The sequence below is a fragment of the Gordonia sp. Z-3 genome, from assembly GCF_036233855.1.
GTDB lineage: Bacteria > Actinomycetota > Actinomycetes > Mycobacteriales > Mycobacteriaceae > Gordonia > Gordonia tangerina.
This window is the reverse complement of record NZ_JAZARS010000006.1, coordinates 290,349-296,348: the sequence shown is the minus strand read 5'-3', so window position 1 is coordinate 296,348 and position 6,000 is coordinate 290,349. Positions and strand designations below refer to the sequence as shown.

Below are 6,000 nucleotides of genomic sequence, written 5' to 3'. Positions count from 1 at the left end.
TACACCCGGACATCTGGTCCTCAGACCACCAGTCCGGGCCACTCGACAAGGGACCGCCACCTCACGAAAGATCGAGGCTAAGGAGGTCCAACTCAGGTCAGAGGCTGATCGCGTCGGGGGCAGCCCGAGAGCCGCGGCGTGACATCCGCGACCTTGAATTCCCACAACCAGGCCCGGACTTGTCACGCTCGCCACCATGTGAGACGCCGAACGGTACTGAGCGGTGGTCTGGTACGTCACCACCCGAGTCTTCATCAGCACGGGCCACGTGGATCCGAGCCGAAATCCGCTTAATTCTGTGAAGCTGTCGATGAGACGCGCTGGATCACGCGCTACTTCCGCGTGGCCAGCCCGGCGAAGGCGCCAACATCGGAATTGGCTGTGAACTGGGAGTGTCCCTCGACGGGAGCTCGTAGGGGTCCGTGGTGAACTGATCGGCACAGGCTTCGTCATCTTCCTTGGGCCATGCCGGCGGAAGCGCGATGTATTTAAATGACGAAACCGTCCAATCGCCAAAAACATCATTGTGTGGCTGGCTCATAGGACCCCGGAGGCCCGCTGGCGGCCGTCGTCCCGACTTTTCAATCGACAACACAACTGGATATGTCACTGGCGGTCCGATCGTCCACTGGGTTGGTCGATCATCATTGGGAAATAGCGATATGTACCCGTATCGGCAAACGACGATCTCTGAACTTCCAGGCATCTCGGTGCGCCTAAGTGGTTTATAGATCGCCGATCCCTGCACTCGATATCTCGCGGCCAATGACGGAGTCTCTGTGACGAGTTCATTGATCTCGGGTGGAGAAGCGTCAACAAACCCTGGGTAGCCCCACTCCGCGGACTGACCTATATTCGCCCGTTCAAAGGACTCCACGTAGGCGCGGACGAAAACCCCCTCCGAACCGAGCAAATCGACCACAGTGTTCGGCAACCATCGAAACGTCAATTCCGCGTTAGGCAGCTCCACTGCAGTCGAAGTCGCACTGGGAGACGTCGGTTCTCCGGACCCACACGCGGCCAGCACGGCGGTCGTTAGGCAGCAGCAGATGAGTCTACTGAACCTCGCCGATATCAATTCCACTCGGTATCCTCTGACGCATTCTGCGTGTGTATGTAGTGATCTTGATAGAAGTCGTCAAAGTCGTTGTCCTGGGCGCCCAACATCTCTTTCAGATCTCGTCCCAACCGCCCGTACATATTTTTTGGTACATCAAGTTTCTCGCCGACGAAATACTCAGAGAATCGCGGGTCATGCCGGATGTCCGGGTGGGACTTTGCATATCCTTCCAGCATATTTACATAGCGCTCATCAGGGTTAATTCGCTCCTGCACAAAGGTTTGCTCACCGCGCAGAAGCTTAACATCAACACTGCCCTCTTCTATCGACTCCTGATCCTCAGGAAGGCCCAGAATGCTCAGCTTCGCCGACGGCATCACACCGTCAAGTGCAGCCGATCCGATGGGAGTGTTGAGGCCAGGAAGCAATTTAGAAAGTCCTGCCGCGCCGTCCAGCAGCGCACCCTTTTCGGCATACACTTTCGCAGCCTTGTAGTTCTCGTCGTCCACGTCCTCAGCTAGCTGATCGTCGAGCCCAGCTTCCATCGCACCGTGGATTCGTCCGACGATCCGCCCCAGGTCCGTCTGATTCGTGTCCGAGCCGAAGCGCTGTTCCAGACCCTCTGACTGAAGGATCGCGGAGGTGTTGAACAAGCGACCGGCCTCTGGGTCAGAGTCCATGACTTGGAACACACTCTTCAGTTGGCCCGGACCATCGAGCGCTGAAACACCGTTCGTCGTGAAGACGTCCTCCTCCGCACCAGCGAGTTCAGCAATGTACGGTGAAAGCGACTTTGCCAATGTCTGGGTCAACTCAGCATTTCGCTCCCCGAGCGCTGAATCCCCGCTACCGATATCCACGAGCGCCGTCTTGTTCTCGTGGATTATCCTCGCTAGCTCACCGACGCTCTCGCCAGCACGCACACTGTCCATGTACTCGACCGGTGACGACCGCGGCGCACCATCGGCGTGATCCTGCATCCAATTGAACAAGTTGTTCACACCTGAATCTTCATTCCCCTGACCTTCGGTCCAATTGAATGTCATCAGGCGACGCACAGCGTCTGACGCGTCGTAGCTGTTCTCGTTACCGTCGATGTCATAGGTCATTGGCATTTCCGCGAGCACGCCCGGACCGCCATCCCGCCCAGTCATGAGTGCGTCATGCACTGCGATCTCGTCTTCACCCGCAATGTCCAGCATGCCGTTGAGGAGACCTTCTACGTCATGGTGCGCAACCTGTGCCCCTGCAATGCTGTAAAGACCCTTTCCTTCAGTCGCTCCGCCGGCGATCTCGCTGGCGCGGGCGATCAGCGAGCGGTCGATGTCGCTCCCGAGTTGGGAGCTCCGATCACCGTGACTGAGGATGTCGTTCAATTTCTTGAGGTCGTCGAACGTGGTCAATCCTGTCGACGAAACGTAATTCTGGCGTTCCGGGTCTCCCCAACGCGTTCGGTCCGACTCGATCGCAGGCTTGCTCAGAACATCCTTCACGGCGGACGGAAGCTGCGATAGCCCACCCCGGACATGGCCAATTCGAGGGTCAGTCACCGCGCCTGGGACGCCAGCGGGCGGCACCGGCGACCCGCCAAATGTCTCCTGAATCTGATCCGTGCGGATTCGCGGGTTCGCCAACACATGCATGCCGTTGGCGAGCGCCGTTCTCATGGACTCGTCCCCGTCGGCGAATGAGCGAAGGCCATCTAAGCCGCCTCGGCCCGCTTCACTGTAGAACCCTTGCAGGTAGTCGAGTTGCCCTTTGGGTATTACAGCTTCATTGCCCATCCGAAGCGCCGCGTTCTGCTCCGGCGTCAAGGTAGTCGCGCGAGTGAACCGCTCGCGCTGCTCCGATGTGGCGTGACCGCGAGCGATCGCCATGGCGTCCCGACCAGCTTGCTGGGGTGACAGCCCGCTCATGAGCGGGGCGTTGATCTCCGCGGATGCGAAGACCCCGTCCAGCGCGGCAGCCCCACTTTGGTCATCTTGTCCCATTTGGTCAGCCAGTGACTGAAGTGAGCGGGTCGAGTTGGCCGCTTCGCGCTCTCGCTGGGCCATCTCGTTCCTTATCGCGTGCTCACCTTGGCTTCCAGCGTCCACCTGGCTCAATCGTCCGGAATAGTCACGCGCGTCGGTGACGGTCCAGTCGTCGTCAACTCGGAACTCGTCCATCTCGAGGCCGGTCGCTTTGATCAGCGCTGTATTCCGGTTGGGCATGATGGCGTTCGCCGTGTTGCGTAGCACGTTGGCGGCGTATATCACATCCGATCCGAGCTTGTTGAACTCGCCTTGATCAGACACGGTCCGGTCCTCGCAGGCCCGCTGTGACACACCTACCCACCTACGGCTGTCGCCTGCCCTCATGGCTGTCGCAACCATCGATCGTGTCTCGTTGGTGAGATTCTCGGCGACGCCATCCAACCCATCAGCCTGGGCCAGCAGCGCCGGGAGGTCCCACTGATTGACCGTCGAGCGAGTAGGACGACTCATCAGAATTCACCGAGTGCCTTGAACCCGCTCGCCGACTCTTCTTCGGTATCGATAATCATGTCGCCCGACTCGAAACAGCAGTTGGCAACAGCCTCGACTCGTCCAGCTGCTCGACTGAGCAAGTCCGCAAGTATCGAGTCTTTGGATGCGCACGCCGCACCGATCGCCGATGACGGCATTGCGGCCGCGCAACTCGCGAATCCCGGTGACGCCGTGATCCCCCGAATTGCGTCAGCATGGCCCACTAGCTGACTACCCACTTGATGGATTGCACCAATCTCAGCCAGTTCGAACTTCTCGCCCACGTAGCCTCCCCGAATCTGCGAGCTCGCACACGTTCATACCAGGTTCCTCGTGCTTTGGACGCATCAGCCGCTGAATCGGTTCCATCGTTCGCCGCACGGTCTCCGGCCGAGGGCGGATCTGGGTTCTATAGGTGCGCGGTCAGTCGAGTACGTTCCTCGCTCGAACTATGTGGGTTGGACTCTGTCTCGCTGGCGCCTGTAAGACCTACACTCCGACGCTGCCGGAATCGCGGCTGGCTCTCGAACTGGTCACGATGCTCCGTCGTGCGCCTCGAGTCCCGGCAACCTCGAGAGGAGGTCAGATCCCCAACCGCCACGCCACATCCGCTCCCCCGACCTCCCGCACGAACTCCGGGTCCCCACACACCACGAGCTGATCACGCGCCCGCGAAAGTCCAACGTAAAGGCGCTCTTTCGACCGGTTCTTCGGTTTCGACTCGTTCAACGCCAACACCACGACCCGCCGCTCGAGCCCTTTGAAGCCGAGCACGTGCCCGTAGAACACCTGCTCGTCGTCCCAGAAGGTGTTCCAGTACGACTTGTTGCCGGCATCCTGACGCTCCACCTGCTCGGGGTGACGGCTGCCGGTGGTGAGCAGCGCGATGTCCTCGGGCCGCCAGCCTTCTTCGAGCAGTGGGTCGATCTGATCGTCGGCGACGTCCATGGCCTCCTCCGAACTGCACGCGATGAATCGCACTTCCGGGCCCTCGCCGCCACGCAACTGCATCCGCTGCCCGACAAGAGGACTGAACGCCGTCGCGATCTGCCGGGTGTTACGCAGGTTGTGATCGAGGACGAGCGGCACCAACGGGACGGGCGGTGAGCCCTGTCGGTCGAAGACGCGTTGCGACTCGTCGCTGAACACGTAGATCCCGCTGGTCTCTGGGTCACGCAGACAGGCCAGCATCGGTTTCCACCATTCGTCTGCGAAATCCTGCGCCTCGTCGACGACGATCGCGTCGAAGCGGTGGCCCGGCTCCAATTTCTCCGCGAGGTCGAGCATCTGGTTGGGCAGTCCTCGTTCCCAGAAGTCCGCGGTCTGCTTGCTGCGCTCCTGTTCGTCGGGTCCCTCGGCGGCACCCCAGCGGATGCCGAGCTCGTGGAACTCGCCGACGTAGGCCGGCTGGTCGCGCCGTTTCCACTTCGAGGTGATGCGTTCGAGGTAGGAGGCCAGCCCGTGGGAGTAACAGACCAGCGCCACGCGCTGACCCGTCCGAGACAGGCGCCGTGCCTGTTCCAGTGCCAGGAACGTCTTGCCGCTGCCGACGCCGCCACGGATCTCCACGCGGTTCAGCTTCTCGATGGCGCCGAGGATGACCGCCTGATGCGAGGTCAGAGCCTCGGCGTGGTCCTCGTTGTCGAGCGCCCGGGCGACCACGTCGCGCTGGGGCAGTCCACGCCCGCTCAGTGCGCTACGTAGCTGTTTCATGCCGGTCGCGTCGACGACAGGCAGCTCGCCGCCCTTGTTGAGCAGCACGCTGCGCACCAGCGGCATCAGTTGATCGAGTTGGGTGCGGTCGATGATCTTCCAGCGCGGGCAGTCCGGCAGCGAGAAGTCGGCGGGCAGCTCCGAATGCGGCAGCACCACCATGTGATCCCACCGGAGACGTCCCTGCGTCCACCGGGGATCGAGTTCGACGTACTCGCGTAGCGCGTAGCAGGCTTGACGGGCCTGGCCGACCGGATCGATCCGCTTCGGCGGCTGCCCTGCCCGTGCCTGCCACCAGCTGTCGTCGTCGTGCCACACCTCCCCGCCCTTTACCTCCAGACACACGATGCCGGCGCCATCGATGGCGACCAGCATGTCGATCTCGTGGTCTTTGTCGTGGTCGGTGACGCGCTGGCCGTGGATGATGAGGTCGTCGTCGAGGAGTTGCTCACGCAGGAGGTTCCAGACGGCTTCCTCGCTCGGGGAGGCGAACCTTGGTGAATCCGGGACTTCGTGGGGCACGGGGTGACGGTATCGTCTACGGGCGAAGCCGGCCTTGAGTTCGCACCAGGCGCACCAACTGCACTCTGCATTCCTGACTTGTTTCGGCGCGCAGTGAGAGCAGTCGCGATTCCGGCACGAGTGAGGACGGATCCGGTAGCCCCTGTCGGTGCCCCGAGCTAGCATCCCTTCCACAGATGTCGACGTCGCCGTTAAAGA

The 6,000-nt window shown here is 61.2% G+C and carries 3 protein-coding genes; all 3 read right to left on the bottom strand.

The features are described from left to right. Positions 1-1,074 precede the first annotated feature (1,074 nt). Positions 1,075-3,546, bottom strand: a complete 2,472-nt coding sequence (locus tag VX037_RS09465) for a TPR repeat region-containing protein (protein ID WP_328714057.1) — start codon at positions 3,544-3,546, stop codon at positions 1,075-1,077. Continuing rightward, positions 3,546-3,851: a hypothetical protein gene (locus VX037_RS09460; RefSeq protein ID WP_328714056.1), complete on the bottom strand. Its 306-nt coding sequence runs from the start codon at positions 3,849-3,851 to the stop codon at positions 3,546-3,548. Before VX037_RS09460 ends, VX037_RS09465 begins: the two co-directional genes overlap by 1 nt. Before the next feature lie 298 nt (positions 3,852-4,149). After that, positions 4,150-5,802, bottom strand: a complete 1,653-nt coding sequence (locus VX037_RS09455; RefSeq protein ID WP_328714055.1) for an NERD domain-containing protein — start codon at positions 5,800-5,802, stop codon at positions 4,150-4,152. Positions 5,803-6,000: the final 198 nt, after the last annotated feature.

What these genes read in the sequence shown, in the direction of transcription:
- VX037_RS09465 (WP_328714057.1), bottom strand. Translation starts at nt 3,546, where the DNA reads ATGAGTCGTCCTACTCGCTCGACGGTCAATCAGTGGGACCTCCCGGCG.